Annotated in this window: 22 protein-coding genes; 7 read left to right on the forward strand and 15 right to left on the reverse strand. The window is 69.0% G+C overall.

Features of this window, described 5'->3' with window-relative positions; translation table 11 throughout:
• Positions 1-13: 13 nt before the first annotated feature.
• The 4 genes from ACH49X_RS16075 to ACH49X_RS16090 all read right to left on the reverse strand — a co-directional run bounded on the left by ACH49X_RS16075 (position 14) and on the right by ACH49X_RS16090 (position 1,746).
• Positions 14-556 (reverse strand): DUF3558 domain-containing protein, encoded by a 543-nt coding sequence (locus tag ACH49X_RS16075; RefSeq protein ID WP_357205374.1) that lies wholly within the window; start codon positions 554-556, stop codon positions 14-16.
• Between the two features lie 143 nt (positions 557-699).
• Complete coding sequence (locus ACH49X_RS16080) at positions 700-1,206, reverse strand: DNA-directed RNA polymerase subunit beta (protein ID WP_195077793.1); 507 nt, start codon at positions 1,204-1,206, stop codon at positions 700-702.
• Positions 1,207-1,324: 118 nt separating this feature from the next.
• The gene (locus ACH49X_RS16085; protein WP_195077794.1) at positions 1,325-1,534 is read right to left on the reverse strand and encodes a hypothetical protein; all 210 of its coding nucleotides are present in this window, start codon (positions 1,532-1,534) and stop codon (positions 1,325-1,327) included.
• Positions 1,531-1,746, reverse strand: a complete 216-nt coding sequence (locus ACH49X_RS16090) for a hypothetical protein (protein ID WP_195077795.1) — start codon at positions 1,744-1,746, stop codon at positions 1,531-1,533. Before ACH49X_RS16090 ends, ACH49X_RS16085 begins: the two co-directional genes overlap by 4 nt.
• 298 nt (positions 1,747-2,044) lie before the next feature.
• Here ACH49X_RS16090 and ACH49X_RS16095 point away from each other — a divergent pair, with 298 nt between their 5' ends.
• Both ACH49X_RS16095 and ACH49X_RS16100 read left to right on the forward strand, forming a co-directional pair.
• Positions 2,045-3,244 (forward strand): helix-turn-helix transcriptional regulator, encoded by a 1,200-nt coding sequence (locus ACH49X_RS16095; RefSeq protein ID WP_357205377.1) that lies wholly within the window; start codon positions 2,045-2,047, stop codon positions 3,242-3,244.
• A gap of 443 nt (positions 3,245-3,687) precedes the next feature.
• The gene (locus ACH49X_RS16100; protein ID WP_323123881.1) at positions 3,688-4,461 is read left to right on the forward strand and encodes a triacylglycerol lipase; all 774 of its coding nucleotides are present in this window, start codon (positions 3,688-3,690) and stop codon (positions 4,459-4,461) included.
• A 72-nt stretch (positions 4,462-4,533) separates the two neighbouring features.
• On the opposite strand, the gene ACH49X_RS16105 is transcribed toward ACH49X_RS16100, so the two are convergent.
• A complete protein-coding gene (locus tag ACH49X_RS16105) occupies positions 4,534-5,112 on the reverse strand; it encodes a transglycosylase SLT domain-containing protein (protein WP_195077797.1) in 579 nt (192 codons plus the stop codon).
• Between the two features lie 171 nt (positions 5,113-5,283).
• Between ACH49X_RS16105 and ACH49X_RS16110 the strand changes: the two genes are divergently transcribed.
• Positions 5,284-5,457 carry a hypothetical protein gene (locus tag ACH49X_RS16110; RefSeq protein ID WP_357109033.1) on the forward strand — a complete coding sequence of 58 codons (174 nt, stop codon included), beginning with the start codon at positions 5,284-5,286 and terminating at the stop codon, positions 5,455-5,457.
• 621 nt (positions 5,458-6,078) lie between these two features.
• Here the strand turns inward: ACH49X_RS16110 and lipA are convergent.
• The 5 genes from lipA to sucB form a co-directional block, all read right to left on the reverse strand.
• Positions 6,079-7,119 carry a lipoyl synthase gene (gene lipA / locus ACH49X_RS16115; RefSeq protein WP_357205380.1) on the reverse strand — a complete coding sequence of 347 codons (1,041 nt, stop codon included), beginning with the start codon at positions 7,117-7,119 and terminating at the stop codon, positions 6,079-6,081.
• An 85-nt stretch (positions 7,120-7,204) separates the two neighbouring features.
• Positions 7,205-7,951 carry a lipoyl(octanoyl) transferase LipB gene (gene lipB / locus ACH49X_RS16120; protein WP_195077800.1) on the reverse strand — a complete coding sequence of 249 codons (747 nt, stop codon included), beginning with the start codon at positions 7,949-7,951 and terminating at the stop codon, positions 7,205-7,207.
• A gap of 396 nt (positions 7,952-8,347) precedes the next feature.
• A complete protein-coding gene (locus ACH49X_RS16125; RefSeq protein WP_195077801.1) occupies positions 8,348-8,884 on the reverse strand; it encodes a GNAT family N-acetyltransferase in 537 nt (178 codons plus the stop codon).
• Positions 8,881-9,789, reverse strand: coding sequence for a TIGR01777 family oxidoreductase (locus ACH49X_RS16130; protein WP_357205383.1), 909 nt, complete (start codon positions 9,787-9,789; stop codon positions 8,881-8,883). The genes ACH49X_RS16125 and ACH49X_RS16130 overlap by 4 nt, the downstream gene beginning before the upstream one ends.
• A 19-nt stretch (positions 9,790-9,808) precedes the next feature.
• Positions 9,809-11,581, reverse strand: coding sequence for a 2-oxoglutarate dehydrogenase, E2 component, dihydrolipoamide succinyltransferase (gene sucB / locus ACH49X_RS16135; RefSeq protein ID WP_195077803.1), 1,773 nt, complete (start codon positions 11,579-11,581; stop codon positions 9,809-9,811).
• A 260-nt stretch (positions 11,582-11,841) separates the two neighbouring features.
• Between sucB and ACH49X_RS16140 the strand changes: the two genes are divergently transcribed.
• A complete protein-coding gene (locus ACH49X_RS16140) occupies positions 11,842-12,204 on the forward strand; it encodes an oxidoreductase (protein WP_397070071.1) in 363 nt (120 codons plus the stop codon).
• Positions 12,205-12,383: 179 nt separating this feature from the next.
• Here ACH49X_RS16140 and ACH49X_RS16145 read toward each other — a convergent pair whose 3' ends face one another.
• Both ACH49X_RS16145 and ACH49X_RS16150 read right to left on the reverse strand, forming a co-directional pair.
• Positions 12,384-13,895 carry a leucyl aminopeptidase gene (locus ACH49X_RS16145; RefSeq protein WP_195077804.1) on the reverse strand — a complete coding sequence of 504 codons (1,512 nt, stop codon included), beginning with the start codon at positions 13,893-13,895 and terminating at the stop codon, positions 12,384-12,386.
• Between the two features lie 9 nt (positions 13,896-13,904).
• Entirely contained in the window at positions 13,905-14,702 is a 798-nt protein-coding gene (locus ACH49X_RS16150; RefSeq protein WP_357205386.1) for a TetR/AcrR family transcriptional regulator, read from the reverse strand.
• 110 nt (positions 14,703-14,812) lie between these two features.
• On the opposite strand from ACH49X_RS16150, the gene ACH49X_RS16155 reads away from it, so the two are divergent.
• From ACH49X_RS16155 to ACH49X_RS16165, 3 genes are all read left to right on the forward strand, one after another.
• The gene (locus ACH49X_RS16155; RefSeq protein ID WP_357205389.1) at positions 14,813-15,466 is read left to right on the forward strand and encodes a GNAT family N-acetyltransferase; all 654 of its coding nucleotides are present in this window, start codon (positions 14,813-14,815) and stop codon (positions 15,464-15,466) included.
• On the forward strand, positions 15,463-16,563 hold the full coding sequence (gene gcvT / locus ACH49X_RS16160; protein ID WP_357205392.1) for a glycine cleavage system aminomethyltransferase GcvT: 1,101 nt from the start codon (positions 15,463-15,465) through the stop codon (positions 16,561-16,563). Before ACH49X_RS16155 ends, gcvT begins: the two co-directional genes overlap by 4 nt.
• A 94-nt stretch (positions 16,564-16,657) precedes the next feature.
• Positions 16,658-17,755: a branched-chain amino acid aminotransferase gene (locus tag ACH49X_RS16165; protein ID WP_195077808.1), complete on the forward strand. Its 1,098-nt coding sequence runs from the start codon at positions 16,658-16,660 to the stop codon at positions 17,753-17,755.
• A 1-nt stretch (position 17,756) separates the two neighbouring features.
• Here the strand turns inward: ACH49X_RS16165 and ACH49X_RS16170 are convergent, their stop codons facing one another.
• From ACH49X_RS16170 to cobT, 3 genes are all read right to left on the reverse strand, one after another.
• Positions 17,757-18,470 (reverse strand): MBL fold metallo-hydrolase, encoded by a 714-nt coding sequence (locus tag ACH49X_RS16170; protein ID WP_195077809.1) that lies wholly within the window; start codon positions 18,468-18,470, stop codon positions 17,757-17,759.
• A 121-nt stretch (positions 18,471-18,591) separates the two neighbouring features.
• Complete coding sequence (locus tag ACH49X_RS16175; RefSeq protein ID WP_357205395.1) at positions 18,592-19,347, reverse strand: adenosylcobinamide-GDP ribazoletransferase; 756 nt, start codon at positions 19,345-19,347, stop codon at positions 18,592-18,594.
• Positions 19,344-20,426 (reverse strand): nicotinate-nucleotide--dimethylbenzimidazole phosphoribosyltransferase, encoded by a 1,083-nt coding sequence (gene cobT / locus ACH49X_RS16180; RefSeq protein WP_195077811.1) that lies wholly within the window; start codon positions 20,424-20,426, stop codon positions 19,344-19,346. The genes ACH49X_RS16175 and cobT overlap by 4 nt, the downstream gene beginning before the upstream one ends.
• Positions 20,427-20,647: the final 221 nt, after the last annotated feature.

Below are 20,647 nucleotides of genomic sequence, written 5' to 3' on the forward strand. Positions count from 1 at the left end.
ATGATCTCCTTGGTCAGCGAGGAAATGTCGGGACCAGAGTCTCGGCAACTGTCATTGCCCTGGTGCATGGTGCAATCACACTTTTCGATGACGCATGGTTGTAAATCGTGATACTCAGTGCGCCATAGCTTGCGGGAAAGACTAGAGCACAGTCTTCATCGAACTTGTCCTTTGCTCGACGATACTGAACTCCGCTTCGCCCACGGACTGAAATATCAGTAAACTCGATATTTCCTTCTTTCTTTCGGAAGTCGTCTACGGAGTGGATTGTCGACCAGACACCGAGTGCGAAGTCTGCACTGCTCCAAGTGCAGTGCTTCCATCCGGGCTCCTCCACACCGGCGACGCCGGACTCCCTTGTCGCCGGACTCACGCCGATCTTGAGAAGTATCTGATCCGAAACCTGCGTGCACGGATCCCACAGTGCCGCAGTGGCCGCTGATGTGTCGGTTGTGGTGCTCGGCGTGGCAGTTCCGTTCGTGCCGGAATCGCACCCCGATGCGACCAGCGCCGCTCCAGCGAGCACCGCAACCGTCGCTGTCGTCCGTCGTCCCACCGAAGCCTCCCGATCCGGGCCGTCGAAGTCGTCCCTGAAGTCTATGACGCGCTCGGGTGGCCCTCGGTTCCATCGGATTCGCTCAGACGAGATCGGCTCGGCTCGCGCATCCCATCGGCGGGAGCGTGGCTCGGCGATCGTCGCTACGAGTGGTCTCGCGGCCGGTGAGGTTGTTGGAAGCCGGAGGGGTGCGCAGTGCGGTCGGTGCAGAGAATGATCGACCGGACAACGGTGGTGATATGGGGGCGGAACGCGTCGCGCGGTGCGACGGCCCACCACCGGTAGCCGGTCCGTTCGTCGGTGGGGGAGGGCAGCAGTATCTCGCCGCCGTCGGGGACGATGGTCGCGGAGGCGCGCAGCAGTGCGATGAAAATGCCGGTGTCGTCGGTGAGCCGGCGGGTGTCGTCGGGGCGGACGAGAATCGTCCAGCGTCCGGAGCCGTGTGCGATGACGGGGCCGAGCAGGTATTGCCTGGCGAGGTCGGCGTGGACCATTCTGCCGACCTGTTCGGGCACCGTCACCGCGCCTACTTCACCTGCGCGCAGGGTGATTCGCCGAGTTTCCTCGTGGACATAGCACGGCAGCCCATAGACGTGCCGGTAGCGCAGGCAGCGAGTGAGTGTGGGATCGGAGGCGGAATCCGTGTTCATGGCCCGCTCCCTAGCGCGCAGTAGGGAACAGTCGGCCTTGTTTCGGACGAGTGGAGCGCATCGATGAGATCTCCGTTGGCGTTTCGATGATGGATGAGGGTGTGGCAGGGCGCGGCGGTCAGTCCCACAGCCGGGCGCATGGCAGGTGCGGGAGATCGTCGTCCCAGTCGTCGTCGACGGTGACCTCGACAGCCGGGAACCGTTGCGCCAGCGCATGTGCGACGCTTTCGGCGTGTTCGGCGCTCGCCTGGTAGTCGAGGCGCAACGGGCCGGACTCGATCCGGATGTGGCGGCGCCGGTGCGGCGGCCCCGGCGGGGCTGCCGTCACTGCGGCCTGCTCGGATCGGGCACCATTCGTCCGCTGTCGACGAGCACCTGCCGTGCCGCAGCCTTGCGTGCGCAATGTTTCGCGCGGCAGGCCACATGGATCTGCATCACGTCATGGGCCTGGCCGACGCTGAACGGTCGCATCGGCGCTTGGTGGGCGGCCGCGTCGCACAGGGCGATGAGCTGGTAGATGGCGAGGGAATGGGTGGACACGGGAAACCTCTCTGTCTCGCGGATCGACCGGCGCCCGGCGCCGGGGGCTCTCGCCACCGGCCCGCCACTGTGACGGGCTGATGCACCGCTGATGGCGCGGCGTCATCCCGGTCCCGGGCACCCGCGACCGAAGGTAAGCGCGGTAATCCGCCAAACGGGAGCGTCGATCGCCGTTTTCGTTCCGGCTATCCGAAGAGCCGTATATCCTCCCGGGACAACCGCTTTCGGGGTAAAAGCTGTGGGGAAATCCGACCAACGATCAGGGGGACGCTCGGCCATGTACATGACCACGGGCGAAGTGATCCGGCGCATCAGGAAATCCGTCGGCATGACGCAGACGGAATTGGGTGCGCTCATCAACTTCTCACAGCCCGCCGTCTCGGGTCTGGAGCGCGGCGGGCCTGCCTCGCACGACGTTCGGGTCTTACGGCTCGTAGCCCGCGCACTGGGAGTTCCGCTTGCCATACTGGTAGTGGAGTCGGACCAGGAGGCAGATGTGGACCGTCGCAACTTCTTCAAAGCAGGGGCATTAGGAAGCGCCGGGGCTGCCATGATGTCGGTTTCCGCCACCGCGAGCGCCGCGTCGGCGTCCGGCGGGAAAGTCGGCGCGAGCGACGTGGAAGCCATCATCGACAGCGTGAACCAGATCCACGAACTGGATCTGGTGGTCGGCGGTGACCGATTGTGCCGGGTGGCGGCCAATCAGGTCCGCTATGTCGAACAGCTTCTCGACCAGGGCAGTTACACCGAGGCGGTCGGGCGTGCGCTCACCAGCGCCGCGGCCGAGATGATGACCGCCGCCGGGTGGGTGCACTACGACGCCGGGCGTCTCGACGACGCGCGGCGGTATTACGCGGACGCGGCGAACGCCGCGAACGCGGCCGGGGACGGCATCGCCGCGGCGCATGCGCTGGGGAATGCCAGCTGTCTGATGATCAGCCTTCCAGGAGACATGCGAAAGAACCCTTTGGCGGTGCAGTACGCGCAGGCCGCCTCACAGGCTTCCCTTCGTCAAGGCGGGCCGAAACTGCGCGCGCTGATGGCCGTTCGCGAGGCCGAGGCACACGGTGCCCGTGGAGACAAGACCGCGATGACGTCGGCGATCAACCGAGCTTTCCGTGCGTATGAATCCACTCGGGGGCATGATCCGGAGTGGGTATTCCTGCCCGAGGCCGAACTGAACTTCATCACCGGCAAAGCCCAGATGTGGGTCGGCGAGCACGCGGCGGCAACGACACACATGCAAGCTGCCATCGACGGCTCATCGGCTTGGCCCAGGGAGCGCGCGGCGTGGCAGCTCAGCCTGGCGCGCAACTTCGTCAGCGCGGGTGACGTCGCACGAGCCTGCTCACTGCTTGCCGACAACTACGACACCATCGCCGGACTGGCATCCACCCGCTTGCACCAACGCATCGACGCTATCGCGAGTACGGTGCGCGGCCACGCTCGCGTCCCCGAGGTGCGAGAGTTCCTGGCTCGGCGCGCGGCGCAGGTCTGACAACTCGTATTTGTTCGCAGCGCCAACGGCTCGAGAAGTCGTGAACAAGCCTCGCCGTATCCCCTGACCGTCGCGGAGTTCGTGGGAAAGGTGTCGCCGGTCGAATTGCCTTAGTGCACATGGCCATTGAGGGTGCCGAAGTTACCGGATGACGGAGTTTCCTCATGTTCGGAATCGATGTGCGGCGCTGACGCCCATCTGGCCAGTGGAGTGAGATCGACAAGGCCACACGCATTGGCCTTGCTCGGCAATTCGGATTTCGTCCGCCGACGGACCACGGCCGTGAAGGTGAAGGGTACGCCCAGACCCAAGCGGCCCTCGGTGAGTCACGCTGTGGCTGCTGCCGCGTCCGGGGAACGGTCGAGGCGTGGCCTGGCACAGCTTCTCCCGCGATTGTCTCGCGCGCCGCGATAGATCCCGGAAGTCGGCGGCGAGTTGAAACAGTGAAGTCTCACAACTCTCCGGATGAGCCGCTGGACGCTATCTTCTGTCTGCTCGCAGTGCAGCGAGCAGATCGGAGTCAATTCATGCGCACCACATCGATCACGCGCCGCATCGGGATGGCACTACTCACCCTGGTCGCGACCGCTACCGCTTCCCTCGGCATCGCCACGCCGCAGGCGGCCGCCGCGCCGGCGCGAGATCCGATCCTCTTCGTCCATGGCTGGCAAGGATCTGCGGCGGACTGGAATTACATGTGGGGCCGATTCCTGGAGGCGGGATACTCCGAGGGTGAGATGGCACGATTCAGCTACGACACCACCCAGTCGAACAAGGACATCGCACTGGAGGTGAAAGCGCAGGCCGATGCCCTGCGCGCGAAAACCGGCGCAGCCAAGGTCGATATCGTCTCCCACTCGATGGGCGGCCTCAACAGTCGCTGGTACTTGAAGAACCTCGACGGCCTGAATTCCGTCGACGACTGGGTTTCCATCGCAGGCCCTAATCACGGCACCGACGTCGCCAACGGATGCTTCGACGTCTCCTGCACCGAGATGCGGCCCGGTTCAGCTTTCCTCGCCGAACTCAACAGCACCGACGAGACTCCCGGCCGCGTGAATTACGGCACCTGGTGGTCACCGTGCGACGAGATCATCAACCCTGATCAGAGCACCGTTCTCAGCGGCGCGACCAACACCCAGACGCCGTGTCTGGGCCATGTCGCGCTGTTGTCGTCGTCGACGGTTTTCGAGGGCGTGCGCGACTTCGTGAAGTAGTCGGGGCCCGGAAACGGCAGCGCCTCCGCGTCGAGGAGACGAGGAGGCGCTTGCCCGGATTCGGTTCGAGGCTCAGTAGGCCCCGTTGACGTTGTCCATCGAGCCGTACCGATGCGCCGCGTAGTTGCAGGCGGCGGTGATGTTGGCGACCGGGTCCCAGATGTCGAAGGCGGTGCCGTCGACGTGGTAGGCGTTGAAGGTCGGGTCGATCACCTGGAGCAGGCCCTTGGACGGAGTTCCCTTGGCGGCGTTGGAGTCCGACAGGTTGATGGCCTTGGGATTGCCGCCGGATTCCCGCATGATGTTGCGGTGGATGCCCTCGTAGCTTCCCGGGATGCCGTGCATCCGCATGATGTCGAGAGACTGACGGATCCAGCCGTCGAGGTTGTTCTCGTAGACGGGGGGCGGCGCGGGCAGGAAACCCTCGGGTGCGGGCAGGCCTGGCAGCGGGGGCAGTTCGGGTAGCGCGGGCAGGCCGGGCAGGCCGGGGAGGTCGATCGGCGCGGCGGCGGCGACCGGAGCCGGAGCGTGGTCGTCGGCCACCGCGACACCTGCGGAGAAACCGACGGCGATCACGCCGACGGTGGCGGCGAGGGCTGCGCCCTTACGAAGGGACGGGCGGCGGAGGAAAGAAAGGCGTGCGTCAGGCATCGAGAAATCAGTTCCTTGTTCGTGCGGCGATCCGGCCGGAAAAACCAGCGCGGGATCCACGGCGGGCACCAGGCGCGGTGTTCGCCGTCTCGGCTCGTGTGCGGTTTTCGGATTTCGTTGTGAAAGCCGGGTTCGAATCCCCGGCGGCGCGACGCGGTGCACAATCGGGCGGTGCCCGACGGTGCCGCTGCCGTACCCGAAGAGAAACAAGCCGGTGGAGCTGTGAAGCTGGTTTCTCAGGTCTCTTCCGGACCTGATCTCAGCTTGATCACGGCCGGTGAACATTGGGCAAACTCAAAATTAATGACAGTAATTACCGATCTTGGAGTGCTGTTCTACGCCTGAGCGCGCGGCGCTGACCTGCGTTTTTGCAGATAAACGTGATTTACGCCACAAATCTCACTTTCGCGGTAATGAGACCGAGTTTGTCTCGATTCGATCACCGGAGTCCCGATCCCGACCTGAGGCGACCGTTCGGCGCGAGGTACCCGGCGAATGCGTTACGGCTGAGCTGAGCGATCGGAATCTTCCTCGCAAGCATGTCTCGCTGTATTGCCGTGAATTGCAATTCAGGGGCTGGAATGGACACTACCGACAACGGAAGCGACCGTATGGCGGTGGGTCACTCCCACGCTCGGACGAGATCCTCTGGCCCCCAGGGCATTAAAAGCGGCAAGTCTCGGCGACACCGGGTGGGAGACAGCAACGACCGGTGTCACGGCCGGTGCCGGAGGGCCGCGAGTACCGAGCGGTCAAGGCTGTCGAGACCCGACCTGCTCGCTCGTCGGCTGAACCGGGCGATCGAGGGCACCGGCGACAGCGTGGCAGGGAACTAAGACGCCGACTTACTAAGCTCGCAATTTAGTTTGTCCGGTTGCTGGAGTTGCTCGGTCTGCCCGGACTTCGCAGATATGCGTCGGCCCTCGCGCAGGAAGGACGCGAGGGCCGAAGGTGCTCGGAGGTAGGTCAGCTGCCGAAGCGGGCCAGAACGGAGCTGGCTTCCTGGGAGGCCGTGCCTTCCTCGGCGAGGTGGGCCATTTCCGGGGCGATCTCGCGGCCGTGGTGGGCCATCGCCTGGGCGTAGAGCCGTCCGGCCCGGTAGGACGAGCGGACCAGGGGGCCGGCCATGACGCCGGCGAAGCCGATTTCCTCGGCCGTCTTGGAGTGCTCGACGAATTCCTCCGGCTTCACCCAGCGGTCCACGGGGTGGTGGCGGGGGGAGGGGCGCAGGTATTGGGTGATGGTGAGGATGTCGCAGCCTGCGTCGTGCAGGTCGCGCATGGCCTGGGTGACTTCCTCGGGAGTTTCGCCCATGCCGAGGATGAGGTTGGACTTGGTGACCAGGCCGGCTTCGCGGGCGGCGGTCAGGACCGCGAGGGAGCGCTCGTAGCGGAAGGCCGGGCGGATGCGCTTGAAGATGCGGGGGACCGTCTCGAGGTTGTGCGCGAGCACTTCCGGGCGCGCGGAGAAGACCTCGGCGAGCTGGTCGGGATCGGCGTTGAAGTCGGGGATCAGCAGTTCCACGCCCGTGTGCGGGTTCAAACGCTTGATGGCGCGGACGGTTTCGGCGTACAGCCACGCGCCGCCGTCTTCCAGGTCGTCGCGGGCGACGCCGGTGATGGTGGAGTAGCGCAGGCCCATGGCCTGGACGCTCTCGGCGACGCGGCGGGGCTCGTCGCGGTCGAGGGCGGCGGGCTTGCCGGTGTCGATCTGGCAGAAGTCGCAGCGGCGGGTGCACTGTTCGCCGCCGATCAAGAACGTGGCCTCGCGGTCTTCCCAGCATTCGAAGATGTTGGGGCAGCCCGCTTCCTCGCAGACGGTGTGCAGGCCTTCGCGCTTCACCAAGCCCTTGAGTTCGGAATACTCGGGGCCCATGGTGGCGCGGGTGCGGATCCACTTGGGTTTGCGCTCGATCGGGGTTTCCGCGTTGCGGGCTTCGATGCGCAGGAGCTTGCGGCCGTTTGCGGCGCGAGCGTCGGGCCCGGAGGCGGTAGCGTGCGTAGCCACGGAGGGACCCGGGAGTGCCGCAGCGGATTCGGCTGCGGACGCGCCGTGTGGTGTCGGGGTGTCGACTGAGGTCACCTGATCGACCTTACGCCGTCGTGATCGGGGACTGCGGGGTGGTGTCACCAGGGGTGACGCGGGTTATGTCGTGGTCGGTGACCGGCAGGTCGCCGTCCAGCGCGCGGACGATGGCGTCGGCCACCAGCGGCTTGATCTCGGCGACGGTGACTTCGCGGCCGAGTTCGCGGGTCAGCGTGGTGACGCCCGCGTCGCGGATGCCGCACGGGACGATGGCCTGGAACCCGTCGAGGGCGGAGTTGCAGTTGAGCGAGACGCCGTGCAGAGCGACGCCACGCTGCACGCGCACACCGATCGCGGCGATCTTGCGTTCGGCATGCCACTCGGTGGCGGGCAACCAGACGCCGGAGCGCCCGTCGACGCGGCCGCAGACCAGCCCGAGGCCGGTGCACACGGTGATCAACGCCTCCTCGAGGCGGCGCACGTAGCCGACGACGTCGACCGGCTCGGCGAGCCGCACGATGGGATAGCCGACCAGTTGGCCGGGACCGTGCCAGGTGATCTTGCCGCCGCGATCGACCTGCACCACCGGGCTGCCGTCGATGGGCAGATCGTCGGCTTCGGTGCGGCGGCCCGCGGTGTACACCGAGGGGTGCTCGAGCAGCAGCAGATGATCGGATCCGGTGCCGTCGGCGCGCTGCTCGGCGATGCCGCGTTGCAGGTCCCAGGCGGCGTGGTAGTCGATCAGCCCGAGGTCGTCGACCACGATCGGGGTCGTATCGAAGCGGGCGGACACGGTGGTGCGCGGCTTGGTCACAGCGATGACGGTACGCCCACGGGGGCAGCCGTTTCCAGCACCTCGAGGTGAGAGCCCCCACAGCTGAATCGGGGTTGCCAGGGGAGAGCTGACAAGGTCCAGCGCGGTGGAGTCGTTGTGGTCGGCGGCAGATTACTGCGCCGACCGCGCGCGTGGTCAGCTCGGGCGCACCGGGTGGTCCAGCGCCCGGCCGACCGTGGCGGTGCCCGAGCTCGCCGCGACGATCGGCATCCCCACCGGCGGAAGCGCATTTCGTCACTGACACCTGCCGGTGGGAGTGCAAGACCCCGCGCGCTCGCAGCAGCGCCGAATGGCTCGCTGCCCGGCGTAGATCAACGAGCGCGCACCCCTAGCGCTGCCGGCGCATTCGGCAGGCCCCGGTGTGAAGACGCGGGGTCAGTCGACGTCGACCGGCAAGGTCAGCTGCATGAGCGTCAGATCCATCCAGCGGCCGAACTTGTGGCCCACCTCGGGCAGCACGCCGACGGTGCGGAAGCCGAAGCGCTCGTGCAGCAGGATCGAACCGGTGTTGGAGGATTCGATGGCGGCGATCATGGCGTGCACGTCTCCCGCGCGGCGCGCGCGGTCGATCAGTTCGGTGAGCAGGGCGGTGGCGATGCCGCGACGCTGGAAACGGTCGTCGACGTACACGGAGTTCTCCACCGTGTAGCGGTATCCCGATTTGGCGCGCCACGGCCCGTAGCTCGCGTAACCGGCTAGTTCCCCGTCGCTCTCGGCGGCCAGCACGGGCAGCCCGGCGCCGGTGCGGGTGCGGAACCAGCCGAGGCGCTCGTCCAGGCCGACGCGCTCGGTGTCCCAGATCGCGGTGGAGGTGGCGATATTCGTGTTGTGGATGTCGAGGATCGCCGGAAGATCGTCGGTGGTGGCGTCGCGGATGACGGTGGCGGGCCTGGTGTCGATTCGGTCGGTCATCGAGCATCTCCGGGTCGTCCCACCGTGGCCGCCAGCGCGGCGCCGATGGTGGGATGGTGGAACTGGTAGCCCGCTTCCTCGAGGGCGGTGGGAATCGCTCTCGGCCCGCGCAGGATCGCCTCCCGCGCCAGCTCACCGACCAGCGCGTGCAGCGCGAACGCCGGGACGACGAGCGGCGTGGGGCGATGCAGCGCCCGGCCCAGCGCGCGGCTGAACTCGGCGTTGGTGACCGGGGCCGGGCCGACCACGTTGATCGGACCGGACACCGTGTCGTGGGTGAGCGCGAAGACGATCGCGCCGATCTCGTCGGTCATGGAGATCCACGGCGTGTACTGGCGGCCGTTGCCCAGCCGCCCGCCCAAGCCGATCGCGTACAGCGGGTGGAGCATTCCGAGCAGGCCGCCGGCCCGGGACAACACCACGGCGCTGCGCAACAGCACCGTGCGCGCACCGGCCGCGGCGGCGGGCTCGGTCGCCTTCTCCCAATCCTGGCACAGCGTGGCGAGGAATCCCGAACCGGCGGGGGAGGACTCGTCCACCACCCGATCGCCGGTGTCGCCGCCGTAGTAGTGCACCCCGCTGGCGTTGAGCAGCACGGGCACGCCGGCGGCGGCCACCGCCCCGGCCAGCACGTCGGTCGGTGTGATCCGGCTGTCGCGCAACTCCTGTTTGAAGCTGCCGTTCCAGCGCCGTCGTCCGACGCCTGCCCCGCACAGGTTGACCACGGCGTCGGCGTCGCGAAGCGCCCGCTGGTCCAGCTGGGCGCGGGCGGGGTTCCAGGCGAATTCGTCCGGGCCAGCCGGTTTCCTGCGCACCAGCCTGGCGACCTCGTGCCCGTCGCGGCGCAGAGCCGCGACGAGCGCCGTCCCGATCAACCCGGACGAGCCGGCGATCACGACCTTCATACGTGCCGCGGGACCTTCCTCACAGGCCGAGATCGGCCTCGAACGCCGCTTCCTCGAGCCGGTGCCGGATCGTGGTCAGGAAGCGCCCTGCGTCGGCGCCGTCGATCAGGCGGTGGTCGTAGGTGAGCGGCAGGTAGCACATCGAGCGGACGCCGATGGACTCGTTGCCGGTCTCGTCGGTCACCACGACCGGGCGCTTGACGATCGCGCCCGTGCCCAGCATGGCCGCCTGCGGCGGAACCAGGATCGGGGTGTCGAACAGCGCGCCCTGGCTGCCGATGTTGGTGATGGTGAAGGTGCCGCCGGCCAGCTCGTCGGGCTTGAGGCCGCCGTTGCGGGCCCGGTTGGCGATGTCGGCGATGGCGCGGGCGAGTCCGGCCAGCGAAAGGTCGCTGGCGTTGTGGATCACCGGCGACAGCAGGCCCTGCTCGGTGTCGACGGCGATGCCGAGGTGCACCGAGGCGTGGTAGGTGATCTCCTTGCTGGACTCGTCGTAGCTGGCGTTGACGTTCGGGTGCACGCCGAGCGCCTCGACCACGGCCTTGGCGAAGAACGGCAGGAACGTCAGGTTGACGCCCTCGCGCTCCTTGAACGCCGCCTTGGCCTGATTGCGCAGCGCCGCGATCTTGGTGACGTCGGCCTCGTGCACCTGGGTCAGCTGCGCGGTGGTCTGCAGCGACTCACGGGTCTTGGTCGCGGTGATCTGACGGATGCGGTTGGCCTTCTGCACCGTGCCGACCAGGTGAGCCAGCTGCGAACGGGCGGCGGCGGGCGCCGCGGGCGCCTGCGCGGCCGGAGCGGACGCGGCAGGGGCGGCGGCCGGAGCCTTCTTGGCCTCGGCGGCGGCGAGCACGTCCTGCTTGCGGATGCGGCCGCCGACACCGGAACCGGTGATCGCGGCGAGGTCGACGTTGTGCTCCTCGGCCAGCTTGCGGACCAGCGGAGTGACGTAGGGGGTTGCGCCATTGGAGGATTCGGCGGCCGCGGTGGCGGCGGGCGCGGGAGCAGGCTCGGGCTTGGGAGCCGGTGCGGGGGCGGGCGCGGGCTTCGGGGCCGGAGCGGCGGCGGCCGGAGCCGGTTCGGGCTTCGGTGCCGGGGCGGGTTTCGGAGCGGGCTCGGGCGCGGGGGCCGGTGCGGGGGCGGGAGCCGGTGCGGCGGCCGCCGGTGCTCCGCTGCCGATGACGCCGAGCTGCCCGCCGACGGGCACGACATCGTCTTCCTGGGCGGTGATCTCCAGCAGGGTGCCCGCGACGGGGGACGGGATCTCGGTGTCGACCTTGTCGGTGGAGACCTCGAGCAGCGGCTCGTCGACAGCGATCTCGTCACCGACCGACTTCAGCCAGCGGGTGACGGTGCCCTCGGTGACCGACTCGCCGAGTTCCGGCATCTTCACCGGCGTGCCGTCACCGGACGACGCGGGAGCGGCCTGGGCGGCGGGAGCGGACTGCTCGGCCTGCGGCTCGGCGGCGGGCGCTTCCTCCGCGGGGACGGGAGTCTCCTGCGCGGGCGCCGCGGCTTCCGGAGCGGGCGCGGGAGCGGAGGACTCCGCCTCACCGGGCTCGCTGATCACGCCGAGTTCGCCGCCGACCTCGACCACGTCGTCTTCGCCTGCGACGATCTTCGACAGCACACCCGCCGCGGGGGACGGGATCTCGGTGTCGACCTTGTCGGTGGAGACTTCGAGCAGCGGCTCGTCGACCTCGACCGTGTCTCCTTCCTGCTTCAGCCACCTGGTCACCGTTCCCTCGGTGACGCTCTCACCAAGAGCGGGCATCTGGACGGAGAAGGCCATGTCCGTTGACTCCTCTGACTGCTCGACGGGGTTCTACAACAGTTGATCTCGCTGCGGACGCCCGCCGCGGGTCGCGACGGGAGTCCGGAAGCCACCGATCATTGTGCGTGGCACCGGAGATCCGTGTGGTTCTTGTACCGCGGTCCATCCTTGCACTCGTCCGCAAGCCATGTAGCACAGGGCGGCGAACTGCGCGGAGCTGGCAGTATGGGAAGACCGGCGGTGAACATTCTCCGGTGCAGGAAAGGAGGTCGGCGTCGTTGGGTTTGCTGGATCGTTTCCGCGGCGGCGTCGCCCGGGGTGGCGGCACTCTACGTGGGGGTTCGGTGTCCGGGCAGGACGCTCGGTACCTGGCCGACTGGGTGCGCACGCATGTGGGCGTCGAGGGCTATATCGAACCGAAGACCACGGTGACAGATGTCACAGTCGTCCTTGTTGCCGCGGATGGTGAATGGACACGCCGGATCGTCGGCGAGCGCGGGGCGCGAAGGCTTGCCAAGGATTTGCACATCCCCGTCTACGACGTCGGCAAGACCGGATATCCGCAGCGGATGCGCGACTACGACGCGCGCAAGCGGATCGAGCGGCAGCGCGAGTTGGAGCGCGATCTGTACGACCTCTGAGGCTGTCGATTTGTCCGTTGCGCCCGATTCCCGGGCGCCGTGCGCCGCTTCCCGAGCGGTCGTGAACGCCGGCCGGATCCGCCGATTCCCGGTGGGCTCGGAGTCCGCCGGACGCGTGCTGCCGGGCGCATGGACGACGCGCGCCGTCCGGGAGCCACCCCGGACGGCGCGCGTGACGCTCACTCCGCGGCGATGTCCTGCAGCACGGCGATCAGCGTGCGGACCGGGACGCCGGTGCCACCCTTGCCGATGTAGCCGAACGGACCGCCGGTGTTGTAGGCCGGGCCCGCGACGTCGAGATGGGCCCACTGCACGTTCTCCGGCACGAACTCCTTGAGGAACAGCCCGGCCGAGAGCATGCCGCCCCAGCGGTGCGGCGCGACATTGGCCAGATCGGCGATCTTGGAGTTCAGGTCGGCCCGCAGTTCGGCGGGAAGCGGCATGGCCCAGCCGTTCTCCCCGACCTCGCGCGAGATGCGGGCCACCCGGTCGCGGAACTCGTCGGTGCCCATCACGCCGGGCGTGCGGGTGCCGAGCGCGACCATCTGCGCCCCGGTCAGGGTGGCCACGTCGATCAGGTACTCCGGCTCGTCCTCGCTCGCGCGCACGATCGCGTCGGCGAGGATCAACCGGCCCTCGGCGTCGGTGTTGAGCACTTCGACGGTGGTGCCGCCGTACTGGGTGAGCACGTCGCCGGGGCGCTGCGCGGTGGCCGACGGCATGTTCTCCGCCATCGGCACCGTGGCGGTGACGGTGATCGGCAGGCTCAGCCGCGCGGCCAGCAGCGTCGTGGCGATCACGGCGGCGGCGCCCGCCATGTCGGAGGTCATGTTCTCCATGTTCTGCGCGGGCTTGATGGAGATGCCGCCGGTGTCGAAGGTGATGCCCTTGCCGACCAGCGCGACCTTCTTCGGGCCGCCCGCGTAGGTGATCCGGATCAGCCGCGGCGGGCGCGAGGAACCCTTGCCCACGCCGAGCACGCCGCCGTAACCGCCCGCTTCCAGGGCCTTCTCGTCGAGCACCTCGACGGTGAGGCCCGCGGCCTCGGCGAGTTCCTGGGCGCGCGAGGCGAACTCGGCCGGGAACAGGTGGCTGGGCGGGGTGTTCACGAAATCCCGTGCGGTGGCGACGGCCTCGGCGGTGAGCTGCGCGCGGAACAGGGCTTCTTCGCCGAATCCCGGCTCGGGCACGAGCAACTCGACGCGGGCCACGGGCCGCTCGTCCGGCTTGGGCGCGGACTTGTCCGAGCGGAACGGCGTGAACGAGTAGGCGCCCAGGTAGAAGCCCTCGGCGGCGGCGCCGATATCCAGCCCGGACAGCGTGGTCACCACCAATTCGGTGCCCGACAGCGCGCGGGCGGCGACACCGGCCGAGCGGCGGATCTGCTCGGCGTCGAGTTTCTCGGCGGAGCCGAGCCCGACGGCGAGGACGCTGGTCACCCCGTCCAGTCCGGCGGGCGCCGGAATGCGGGTGAGTTCCTCGGCCTTGCCCTTGGCGCCCACCGCGCCGAGCTGATCGAGCAGTTCCGCGCGCACGTCGGCGGTGAGCACGTCGCCGAACAGGTCCTCGGGCACGATGGCGGGGCCGTCCTCCGAGGAGGTCAAGCCGATGACGAGCACATCGGTGTCCGCGCCGATGGTCTCGGTGCGTGCCAGTTCCGGTCCGAGCGAGCGATCTGCAACAGCGGTCATTGGCACAGGCTATTCGGTTGGTTCCGGATGGCGCAGCGCGACGCCGTCGAGCAGCAGTTCCACCGCGTTCGCCAGCAGGTCGTCGAAGTCCATGCCGAAGCCGGAGTCCAGGTCGGTGAAGTAGCGGTGCAGGACCGGACGCAGCGCCGGGTCGAGCAACTCGGCGAACTCAGGGGGCGTCTCGGCGGCGTCGCGCGGATCGCCGAAGCGGTCGGCGCGCTCGGAACTCCACAGCAGGGCGAGCCCTTGGACCAGGCCGGACACGGCGAGATAGATGGTGAATCCGTTCTGCCTGGTCAGGCCGGGATGATCGAGGGCGGCGAAGTTCCGTTCCAGGACGTCCAGCAGCGCGGGGCCCAGCGGCGGGCGCACCCGCGCCAGCAGCGGCAGCATCCACGGATGCCTGCGGTAGAGGCGCCACTCCTCGTGCGCCTCGTGCCGCAGCCGGGGGCGCAGGCCGGTGCACGCCGGCCCTGGCGGCGGGATCTCGGCGAGCACCAGTTCCGCCATGCTCGCCAGCAGCGCTTCCCGGTCGGGAAAGTGGCGGTAGAGGGTGGCGGTGGCGACGCCGAGCGCACTGGCCAGGCGGCGCATGGTGAGGCCGTCGATTCCGTCGCGGTCGGCCAGCTCCACCGCCGTGCGGGCGATGCCGACGGTGGTCAGTCGCGTGGTACGAGCGGGGCCACGTACCGGGATCGCCGCGCGGCGGGCGCGATAGGCGCGGGCCTGGCAGGAGCGTGAGCAGTATTTGCGCCGCCGGCCCCGGCTGGGCTGGGTGAGTTCGTCGCGGCAGGTAGCGCAGGTCATCGCCGATCCTTTTCGACACACCAACAGGTGTGACGAAATGCTACTGATACCGCTGTGAGCTGCCTAGATTCGAGCTCGGAAAACGGTGTTCACGAGGAAAGGGGACGGGGATGGAAATCACCGCTCGCCAGGCCGGTGTCGCGGACCGCGACGCGCTGATCGAGGCGTTCGGCATCGCCAGCGCGGACGAGGTGGTGACCGCGTGGGTGCTCGAAGGGCAGTCCGACGCGGGTTTGCGCACCGCGTTCGTGCCCGGCCTGGTCGACCGGGCGTTGCGCGAGGACGAGATCTGGGTCGCGGGGGCGGGCGAGGAGATCTGGTCGATATCGATCTGGCAGCACGTCACCTCGGTGGAGCGATTCGCCGACGAAGCCGCCGAGGCGCGGACCATGCTCGAACAGGCTCCCGATCTGCGCGTGGCGCAGCGGCTGGCGATCGTCACCGACCTGCTCGCCCGCGAGCATCCCCGCGAGTTCCCGCACCGCTACCTGCAAGTGATCGTCACGGTGCCGGAGCATCGCGGTCAGGGAGCCGGTGCGGCGATCCTGGCCGATCGGTTGGCAGCGGCCTCCGAAGCCGGCGTCCCGGCGTTCCTGGAAGCCAGCACCGAGCGATCCGCCCGGCTCTACCGCCGCTGCGGATTCGCGCCGACCGGAACGACGCACACGTTGCCGGAGAACGGCCCGACGCTCATCCCGATGTGGTACCGGCCGCAGCGCGTGCGGGACTCGGCCGGACCCGGCCCGGATAAGCTCGGCTGGTGACCGAGACGAACCTCCTGCAAGGACCCATCCACGCCGTGCACGTCGAGCTGGGGGCGACCTTCGCGCCGTTCGGCGGCTGGGAGATGCCGGTGTCCTACGCGGGCACGGTGACCGAGCACCAGGCGGTTCGCACGACGGTGGGGCTGTTCGACGTCAGCCACCTCGGCAAGGCGACGGTGCGCGGCCACGGCGCCGCGGCGTTCGTGAACTCGGCGCTGACCAACGATCTGGGCCGGATCCGGCCGGGCAAGGCGCAGTACACGCTGTGCTGCGCCCCCGACGGCGGCGTGATCGACGACCTGATCGCCTACTACGTCTCCGACGACGACATCTTCCTGGTGCCCAACGCCGCCAACACCGCGGCGGTCGTCGCGGAACTGCGCAAGGCCGCGCCCGAAGGCGTCACGGTGAGCGACGAGCACCGCGACTACGCCGTGTTCGCCGTGCAGGGCCCGCGCTCCGTCGAGGTGCTGAGCGCGCTCGGGCTGCCCGCCGACCTCGAGTACATGGCCTACGCCGACGCCGACTGGGACGGCCGCCCGGTCCGGGTCTGCCGCACCGGGTACACCGGCGAGCACGGCTACGAGTTGCTGCCCCGCTGGGACGACGCCGAACCGCTGTTCCGCGCCGCGGTCGAGCAGGTGCGTGCCGCTGAGGGCCAGGTGGCCGGGCTCGGCGCCCGCGACACCCTGCGCACGGAGATGGGCTATCCGCTGCACGGGCACGAACTCTCCCTCGACATCTCCCCGGTGCAGGCGCGCTGCGGTTGGGCGGTCGGCTGGCAGAAGCCGCAGTTCTGGGGGAAGGCCGCGCTGGAACAGGAGAAGTCGGCTGGTCCGCGCCGAATCCTGCTGGGGCTGAAGGCGCTCGACCGCGGTGTGCTCCGGCAGGGGCAAACCGTGCTGCGCGATGGCGAGCCGGTCGGCGAAACCACCTCAGGGACCTTCTCGCCCACCCTCAAGCTCGGTATCGCGCTGGCCCTGCTCGACACCGGGGCGGGCCTCGAGCCCGGCGCCGAGGTCGAGGTCGACGTGCGCGGCCGCCGCCTGCGCTGCGAGATCGTTCGCCCGCCGTTCGTCCGGACCAGCACGAAGTAGCCGCTTTCCGCAGGCCCCGGCGGCGCTCGGCCGCGCGGGGAGGGGGGTGGACCGTGGCGAAATGCCCGCAACGGGGCCGGATAGGATCGTCGCCATGACCGCTGCCGCACAGTTCACCCGTATTCCGCACCCCGCGCCGCTTCCGGCGCAGCGGCGACAGGAGGTACTGACGGAGCCGGGGTTCGGGCGGTACTTCACCGATCACATGGTCTCGATCGATTACGTCGGCGGCACGTGGACGAACGCGCGGGTGGAGCCCTACGGGCCGCTGGCGCTGGACCCCGCGACCATGGTGTTCCACTACGGCCAGGCCATCTTCGAAGGCCTGAAGGCCTACCGGCAGAGCGACGGCAGCGTCTCCTGTTTCCGCATCGACGCCAACGCCGCGCGTTTCCGCCGGTCGGCTCGCCGGATGGCGATGGCCGAGCTGCCCGACGAACTGTTCATCGAGTCGGTGCGCCAGCTGCTCGAGGTGGACCGCGACTGGGTGCCCGCGGCGGGCGGTGAGGAATCGCTGTACCTGCGGCCGTTCATGTTCGCCACCGAGGCCGGGCTGGGCGTCAAACCGGCCGCGGCGTACAAGTACCTGCTGCTCGGCTCCCCGGCGGGGGCGTACTTCCCGCGTGGCGTGAAGCCGGTGCGGGTGTGGCTGTCCACCGAATACGTGCGCGCCGCGCCGGGCGGGACCGGTGAGGCGAAGGTCGCGGGCAACTACGCCGCTTCCCTGCTGGCGCAGGCGGAGGCTTCGGCCAAGGGATGCGACCAGGTGGTGTGGCTGGACGCGTGCGAGCGCCGCTACGTCGAGGAGATGGGTACGAACAACCTGTTCTTCGTCTTCGGTTCCGGCTCCGACGCACGGCTGGTCACCCCGGAACTGTCCGGTTCGCTGCTGCCCGGCATCACTCGCGACTCGCTGCTCACCCTCGCCGCCGATTCCGGCTTCCCGGTCGAGGAGCGCAGGATCTCGGTCGAGGAATGGCGCAAGGGCGCCGAATCCGGTGAGATCACCGAGGTTTTCGCGTGCGGAACCGCCGCGGTGATCACGCCTGTCGGCTGGGTTCGTTCCGATGCGGGCGAATTCACCATCGGCGGTGGCGAGCCCGGCACGGTGACCATGGCCCTGCGGGACACCCTCACCGGCATCCAGCGCGGCACCTTCGCCGACAAGCACGGCTGGATGCGGCGGATGTGACTCAGCCCGGCATCAGCATGTGCCACTGCTCCAGCGTCTGCGGGCGCATGACGTAATTTTTGTCCCGGACAGTGGACAGCGCCGCGCTGGGCTCCTGCGAGTACCAGTGGCCCGGATACACGACCGGGTCGCCCGCGAGTCCGGCCAGGTAGCGCAGGCTGCGGAACATCTCGTCCGAATCGCCGCCGGGGAAGTCGGTGCGGCCACACCCGTCGATGAAAAGGGTGTCGCCCGCGATGAGGCGGTTGTCGAACAGGAAGCACTGGCTGCCCGGAGTGTGGCCGGGCGTGTGTAGTAATTCGATGTCGAAGGCTCCGACGGTGACCTTGTCGCCGTGCTCGTGGCCGGTGAGCTCGCTCTCGGCGATTCCCGTGACATTCGCCACCCACGGCAGCTCTTTGGCGTTGACATGCACTGGGACGCTTGTCTTTTCGAGCAGCTCGCGTACCCCGCGCAGGGTGAAGCCGAGCATCGTGCCACCCACGTGGTCGGGGTGGTGGTGGGTGGCGAGCACCCCGCTCAAGCGCAGACCGTCGCCCTCGGCGATGTCGACCAGATCACCCGCGGCGTAGGCGGGATCGATCACCACGCACTCGCCTGTTTCCCGATCGCCGATCAGATACGCGAAGTTGCGCATCTGCGTCGCGATCGGATCGCCCACGGCGTAGTCGCGTCCCGACAACAGCTGGCGAAAATACAGGCGCTCAGAAGACATACCGCCCACCTTATTGCCCGACCCAGACGATCCGCGCACCACGGCCGGAAAAATTCCAGTGACTCAGACTCTCGCCGCTGATTCACCCCGGACAACGTTCCATCCGGCCTCTCGGGGACGGTCAGACGGGCTGGACGGTGAGTGACAGGACGACTGCCGTGAGCGCAACGGTGGTCTCGACCGCCGCGCCGAGGACGTCACCCGAGAGCCCGCCGAAGCGGCGCGCGCAGTGCCGGACCAGGAGCGTGGAGGCGGTCAGGCCGAGGGCGACGGCCAAGGGGCCGAGCCACGGGCAGCGCGGAACCGCGAACACGGCCAGACCCACCGTGGTCACGGACCAGAAGGCCGCGGCGGTGGCCGACTGCGTGTCCGCGACCAGGACGCCGAACCCGGTGCCAGGCGCGGCCGGGACACCACGGCAGGCGAGGATCACCGCGACGCGGCCGGTGGCCACGGCGAGGGCGACGGCGAACCATCGGGCCGAGTCGGCCAAGGACGCGAACGAGAACGCCTGTATGCCGATGGCGAACGCGAGCCCCGCGACACCGAACGGGCCGGCCCCGCCGCTCTTCATGATCTGCCTGGCCCGCTCCGGCGGACCGTAGCTGCCGAGTCCGTCCAAGGTGTCGGCCAAGCCGTCGAGGTGCATGCCCCTGGTGATCAACGCCAGCGCGCCGACCACCAGCAACCCGGCCAGCGCCGCGCTCGCCCCGGCCCGGCTCAGCGCCCACAGCAAACCCGCGGCTCCGGCTCCGAGCAGCGCGCCGACCAGCGGCGCCAGCAGGATCGCACGGCCCGCCGCGGCCCGGTCGACGGCATCCGGCCCGCGCACCGGCAGCACCGTGAGCCAGGAAATCGCCAGCCGGGTACCGTTCACGACTTTCGCAGGTTCGGCGGGGCGCTCGCCGGTTCGGCGTCGGCGGTGCTGACACCCGCTTCGGCGAAGGTCGACATCTCCGCGAGGGCGGCCACCGCCGAGCGGAGGATCGGGAGGGCGGTCAGCGCGCCGGAGCCCTCGCCGAGGCGCATGGTCAGGTCGAGCAGGGGTTCCAGGCGCAGGTGTCGCAGCGCGAGGTCGTGCGCCGGTTCGGTGGAGCGGTGACCGGCCAGCCACCAAGCGCTCGCGCCCGCGGCGAGGTCCTCGGCGACCATCGCCGCGGCCGTCACGACGACGCCGTCAAGGACGACGGGTGTGCGCCGGGTGGCGGCTTGGGCGAGGAACGCGGCCAACGCGGCGAAGTCGGCGCCACCGGCCACGCGGAGCAGTTCGACCGGGTCCTTCACCACCGGGCGCGCGCGCCGCATCGCATCGCGGATCGCGGCGACCTTGCGGATCCATCCGGCATCGTCGACGCCCGTGCCGCGCCCCACGGCGGCGACCGGTTCGGTATTGGTCAGGCTCGCGATGAGCACGGTGGCGGGTGTGGTGTTGCCGATACCCATGTCACCCGCGATCAGCAGGTCCGCGCCCGCGTCGATCTCCTCGTCGGCGATGGCGCGGCCCGCCTCGATCGCCGCCTGGACCTCGTCGGCGGTGAGCGCGTCCTCGCGATCGATCGCCCCGCTGGAGCGGCGCACCTTGTGCTTGGACACCTGCGGGTCGGTGTCGGCGTCGACGGAGATGTCCGCCACCCTGACCGTCGCGCCGGCCACCGCCGCCAGCGCGTTCACCGCTGCGCCGCCGCCGAGGAAATTCGCGACCATCTGCGCGGTGACCTCGCTCGGATACGCCGACACCCCGTGCCGCGCGATGCCGTGATCCCCGGCGAAGACCACGACCCTGGCGCGCTCGAACTGCTTCGGCGGGCAGGCGCCCTGGCAGGCCGCCACCCAGTTGCCGAGTTGCTCCAATCGGCCCAGTGCACCAGCGGGTTTGGTCAGCTGGGCTTGCCGCTGCTCGGCCGCCGCACGAAACTGTGTGTCCGGAGGCGCTACCGGTCCGAATCCGTGCGTCACTATCGAGCCTTTCGGTCATGGCGGTCCCGCCGACTACGCCGCCCAATCTTGCCATTGCCCTTCCACGCCGTGGGGCCGTGACCTGATCACGGCGTAGCCGCTCGACGCGCCGCAGGACCACCTGCCGGTTCGCTGCCGGAGAAGGTAGGACGCGGCCTGCTCCGGGTCGGCGGTGTGTCGGCGAGACCTCCGCGAGCCGGGTCGGTGATCGGCGCAGGTGA

The sequence above is a fragment of the Nocardia sp. NPDC019323 genome (assembly GCF_044389845.1).
In the GTDB taxonomy this organism is placed as follows: Bacteria; Actinomycetota; Actinomycetes; order Mycobacteriales; family Mycobacteriaceae; genus Nocardia; species Nocardia implantans.

Bases quoted from the DNA above. Each gene is read 5' to 3' on its own strand.
- ACH49X_RS16080 (WP_195077793.1), bottom strand. From the start codon at position 1,206: ATGAACACGGATTCCGCCTCCGATCCCACACTCACTCGCTGCCTGCGC.
- ACH49X_RS16105 (WP_195077797.1), bottom strand. From the start codon at position 5,112: ATGCCTGACGCACGCCTTTCTTTCCTCCGCCGCCCGTCCCTTCGTAAG.
- ACH49X_RS16125 (WP_195077801.1), bottom strand. From the start codon at position 8,884: ATGACCGACCGAATCGACACCAGGCCCGCCACCGTCATCCGCGACGCC.
- ACH49X_RS16130 (WP_357205383.1), bottom strand. From the start codon at position 9,789: ATGAAGGTCGTGATCGCCGGCTCGTCCGGGTTGATCGGGACGGCGCTC.
- sucB (WP_195077803.1), bottom strand. From the start codon at position 11,581: ATGGCCTTCTCCGTCCAGATGCCCGCTCTTGGTGAGAGCGTCACCGAG.
- ACH49X_RS16145 (WP_195077804.1), bottom strand. From the start codon at position 13,895: ATGACCGCTGTTGCAGATCGCTCGCTCGGACCGGAACTGGCACGCACC.
- ACH49X_RS16150 (WP_357205386.1), bottom strand. From the start codon at position 14,702: ATGACCTGCGCTACCTGCCGCGACGAACTCACCCAGCCCAGCCGGGGC.
- ACH49X_RS16155 (WP_357205389.1), top strand. From the start codon at position 14,813: ATGGAAATCACCGCTCGCCAGGCCGGTGTCGCGGACCGCGACGCGCTG.
- ACH49X_RS16165 (WP_195077808.1), top strand. From the start codon at position 16,658: ATGACCGCTGCCGCACAGTTCACCCGTATTCCGCACCCCGCGCCGCTT.
- ACH49X_RS16170 (WP_195077809.1), bottom strand. From the start codon at position 18,470: ATGTCTTCTGAGCGCCTGTATTTTCGCCAGCTGTTGTCGGGACGCGAC.